Raw genomic sequence first — 4,448 nt, 5'->3', positions numbered from 1 at the left:
TGCTGCTGGACCTGCTCCCCCGCGAGATCCGGCTCGGCGACATGCCGGTCACCTGGATCGCGGTCGCCGTGCTGCCCTACCCCGTGCTCGCCGTGCTCGCCCACCTCCAGCTCCGGCGCGCCGAGCGCGCTGAACGCCGCGACCGGTGATCGGGCTCGCGGTCATCCCGGTCGTCCTCGCGACCCTGCTGATCGGGGCCCGCGGGGTCGCCGCGATGCGCTCCACGTCGGACTTCCTCGTGGCCTCCCGCCGGGTCTCCCCCACGCTCAACGCGGCGGCGGTGTCCGGGGAGTACCTGTCCGCGGCGTCCTTCCTGGGGATCGCCGGGCTCGTGGTGAAGAACGGGGTCGGCGCGCTCTGGTACCCGGTCGGCTTCACCGCGGGCTACCTGCTGATGCTCGTCCTCGTCGCGGCCCCGATGCGCCGGACCGGCGCGCTCACGGTCCCGGACTTCGCCGAGGCCCGGCTCGGCTCGCCGCGGCTACGGAGGTTCTCCGCCGTCGTCGTGCTGGTGATCGCCGGGCTGTACCTGGTCCCCCAGTTCACCGCCGCGGGGCAGGTGCTGACGCTGGTCAGCGGCACGCCGTACTGGGTCGGGATCGTGGTGGCGGGGGCCGCGGTGAGCATCACCCTGGCGCTCGGCGGCATGCGGGCGGCAACCTACGTGCAGGCCTTCCAGTTCGTGCTCAAGCTCGTGCTGTTCATCGTCCCGGCGGTCTGGCTGCTCGTCGCCGTCGGCCCCGAGACCCGCGCCGAGGCGCTCCGCCCGGTCGAGTTCACGACCTTCCCGCGCCCCACCGAGGTCACCTTCCGGCTCGACACCCGGCTGCAGGTGCGCGAGCCGGTCACCGTGCTCGCCGCGGGCGTGCCGACCCGCCTCGACCCGGGTGAGCACGTGGCGCCCGGCGAGGCGACCTGGGTCTTCCCGGAGGGCGCCGCCGTCCCGGAGATCGCGGGCGCCGCGCTGCCCGGCAGCGACACCTGGCAGCACCCCCTGCTCGACGCGGGCAACGGCCATCCCCTGCTGGCCACCTGGTCGATCCTGGTCGCCACGGCCCTGGGCACCATGGGGCTGCCGCACGTCATCGTCCGCTTCCACACCAGCCCGGACGGCCGCTCGGCCCGCCGGACCGCGGCGATCACCGTCGGGCTGCTGGGCTCGTTCTACGTCTTCACCGTGGTCTACGGCCTGCTCGCCGGGGTCCTGCTGCCCGAGCTGTACCTGTCCGGGGCGACGGACACCGCCGTCGTCGCGTTGCCGTCCAGAGTGGACGGAGGGACCACCGGCGACGTGTTCACCGCGCTGCTCACCGCGGGCGCCTTCGCCGCGTTCCTCGCCACCTCGCTCGGGTTGCTGCTCGCGCTCGCCGGCGCCCTCGCCCACGACCTGCTGCCCGGCTCGCTGCGCAGGCTGCGGCTGACCGCGCTGCTCGCGGCGGGCGTCATCGTGCTGTGCGCGCTGCCCGCGGTGCGGATCGACGTGGGAGCCGTCGTGACCTCGGCGTTCGCCGTCGCGGCCTCCACCTTCTGCCCGCTGCTGGTGCTCGGGATCTGGTGGCGGGGGCTCACGGCGCGAGGCGCGTTCGCGGGGATGGTCGTGGGGCTGGCCTCGTCGGCGGGGGTGATGGCGACGGGCCTGGTGCTCCGGCCCGAGCCCGGGTTGACCGCACTGCTGCTCGGGCAGCCTGCGCTGTTCTCGGTCCCGCTCGCGTTCCTCACGATGGTGCTCGTGTCCCTGCGCGGCCGCCCGGCCCCCGGTTCCGACGCCGCGATGCTCCGCTTGCACCTCGACGAGGCCTAACCGCTCGTCCCGGTTTCCGACCGTTCGTCAACCGCTCGTCGGCGGAGCTTGCGGTGTGTCGTGCATTACTTCCGCGCGGGCGGTGGGCCGGATGTCCTGTGCGCTGACCGTGATCGGCCACGTGCGAGGAGGCACAGTGAGCACCGAGACCCCACCCCCGGAAGGGCGGACCGCGGAGCCCGACTGGGAAACGGTCCAGGCCAGCCCGGAGTTCCAGGCGTTGCGCAGTAGATTGCGCCGCTTCGTCTTCCCCGTCGCCGCAGGCTTCCTGCTCTGGTACCTGCTCTACGTCCTGCTGGCCAGCTACGCGCCCTCGTTCATGGCGATCCCGGTCTGGGGCGCCATCAACCTCGGGCTGATCCTGGGCCTGCTGCAGTTCGTGTCCACCTTCGCGATCACCACCTGGTACGTGAGGTGGGCCGACAAGAAGTTCGACCCGCACGCCACCGCCATCCGTGAAGAGATCGAGAGGGGCAGGCTGTGACGCTCGCGCAGAGCTCGATCGAGGGCTCCAACCCGATCCTCAACATCGCGATCTTCGGCATCTTCGTGGTCATCACGCTCGGCGTGGTGATCTACGTGAGCCGGCGGAAGGCCGCGTCGAGCGCCTCGGACTTCTACACCGCGGGCGGCGGGTTCTCCGGCGCCCAGAACGGCATCGCGATCTCCGGCGACTACCTGTCCGCCGCATCGTTCCTCGGCATCGCCGGCGCCATCGCGCTCTACGGCTACGACGGCTTCCTCTACTCCATCGGCTTCCTCGTGGCCTGGCTCGTGGCGTTGCTGCTGGTCGCGGAGCTGATGCGCAACACCGGCAAGTTCACGATGGGCGACGTCCTCGCCTTCCGGATGCGGCAGCGTCCGGTCCGGGCCGCCGCGGCCACGTCGACGCTCGCGGTGTCGTTCTTCTACCTGCTCGCGCAGATGGCCGGTGCGGGCGGGCTCGTCGCGCTGCTGCTGGACATCCGCAGCACGGTGGGACAGAGCATCGTCATCGCCGTCGTCGGGGCGGTCATGATCGCGTACGTGCTGATCGGCGGCATGCGCGGCACGACCTGGGTGCAGATCATCAAGGCCGTCCTGCTCATCGCGGGCGCCGGGATCATGACGATCTGGGTACTCGCCCTGTACGGCTTCAACCTGTCGTCGCTGATGAACGACGCCGTCGCGCGGGCCGGGGAGGCGGGCTCCAAGCTGCTCGCCCCGGGCGCCCAGTACGGCGCGAGCGGCCTGACCAGGCTGGACTTCGTGTCCCTGGGCCTGGCGCTGGTGCTCGGCACCGCGGGCCTGCCGCACATCCTGATGCGCTTCTACACGGTCCCGACGGCCAAGGAGGCCCGCAAGTCCGTGGTCTGGGCGATCTGGCTGATCGGGTTGTTCTACCTGTTCACGCTGGTCCTCGGCTACGGCGCGGGTGCGCTCGTCGGGCCGGAGGCGATCCGTGCGGCGCCGGGTGCGGCGAACTCCGCGGCCCCGCTGCTGGCCTACGAGCTCGGCGGCACGCTCCTGCTCGGCATCATCGCCGCGGTGGCGTTCGCGACGATCCTCGCCGTCGTCGCCGGGCTGACGATCACGGCGTCGGCCTCCTTCGCCCACGACATCTACATCAACGTGATCAAGCACGGGAAGGTCCAGGACGAGTCGGAGACCGAGGTCAAGGTGGCCCGGCGGACGGCCGTCGTGATCGGCATCGTCGCGATCCTGGGCGGCATCCTGGCCAACGGCCAGAACATCGCCTTCCTCGTGGCGCTCGCCTTCGCCGTCGCCGCGTCGGCGAACCTGCCGACGATCCTCTACTCGCTGTTCTGGAAGCGGTTCAACACCCAGGGCGCGCTGTGGAGCATCTACGGCGGCCTGGCCATCACCCTGGTATTGATCATCTTCTCGCCGGTCGTCTCCGGGAAGCCGGTCAACCCGGCGACGGGGAAGAGCGCGTCGATGTTGCAGGGCGTGGACTTCCACTGGTTCCCGCTGGACAACCCGGGTCTCGTCTCGATCCCGCTGTCCTTCCTGCTCGGCTACCTCGGCACGATCCTGTCGAAGGAGCGGTCCGACCTGAAGCGGGCCGCCGAGATGGAGGTGCGCTCCCTGACGGGGGCCGGCGCCGAGAAGGCCGTCGCCCACTGAGCATTATGGAGCCACAACTGTCGTCCGAGGCCCTCGGAACGACAGTTGTGGCTCCATAATGCGGTGCGGGGGTGGCGGTCAGGGGCGGAGGAGTGCCTCCAGGGCCTCCACCGTCATCAGGTCCGTGGGGCGCAGGGTGGTGTTCTCGCGGACGTAGTGGAAGGCCGCTCGGACCCGCTCCGGCTCGACGCCCGCCAGGGCCGCCCACGCCAACCGGTACATCGCCAGCTGCACCCCGACGGCGTGCTGCCGGGCCTCGTCCGGCACCGCACCGGTCTTCCAGTCGACGACGGTGAACCCGCCGTCCGCGTCGGCGAACACCGCGTCCATCCGGCCCCGCACGGCCACGCCGGCGAGCACGGTCTCGAAGGCCACCTCGGCCTCGACCGGCACCCGGTCCGCCCACTCGCTCGCCAGGAACGCCTCCTGCAGCTCGGTCAGCGCCGCGTCCCCCGCGTCGGACTCCGCGTCGGCGGCGCCGGGGAGCTCGTCCACGTCGAGCAGCTTCTCCGCGCCGAAC

The 4,448-nt window shown here is 71.5% G+C and carries 4 protein-coding genes; 3 read left to right on the top strand and 1 reads right to left on the bottom strand.

Translation table 11 applies throughout. From position 1 onward, the window contains the following. The first annotated feature begins 145 nt into the window (after positions 1 to 145). The 3 genes from H5J29_RS22195 (at position 146) to H5J29_RS22185 (ending at position 3,928) form a co-directional block, all read left to right on the top strand. The gene (locus H5J29_RS22195; protein ID WP_312858359.1) at positions 146 to 1,801 is read left to right on the top strand and encodes a sodium/solute symporter; all 1,656 of its coding nucleotides are present in this window, start codon (positions 146 to 148) and stop codon (positions 1,799 to 1,801) included. Positions 1,802 to 1,892: 91 nt separating this feature from the next. After that, entirely contained in the window at positions 1,893 to 2,285 is a 393-nt protein-coding gene (locus H5J29_RS22190; protein WP_181782973.1) for a DUF485 domain-containing protein, read from the top strand. Then, positions 2,282 to 3,928 (top strand): monocarboxylic acid transporter, encoded by a 1,647-nt coding sequence (locus tag H5J29_RS22185; RefSeq protein ID WP_181782972.1) that lies wholly within the window; start codon positions 2,282 to 2,284, stop codon positions 3,926 to 3,928. The genes H5J29_RS22190 and H5J29_RS22185 overlap by 4 nt, the downstream gene beginning before the upstream one ends. A 78-nt stretch (positions 3,929 to 4,006) precedes the next feature. Here the strand turns inward: H5J29_RS22185 and H5J29_RS22180 are convergent. After that, positions 4,007 to 4,448 (bottom strand): PD-(D/E)XK nuclease family protein (locus tag H5J29_RS22180; RefSeq protein WP_181782971.1); only part of this gene is annotated, 442 nt, incomplete at its 5' end.

It is taken from the genome of Pseudonocardia pini (assembly GCF_013870575.1).
In the GTDB taxonomy this organism is placed as follows: Bacteria; Actinomycetota; Actinomycetes; order Mycobacteriales; family Pseudonocardiaceae; genus Pseudonocardia; species Pseudonocardia pini.
Note: the sequence above shows the minus strand (reverse complement) of the source record. Positions and strands in the feature narration are given on the sequence as shown.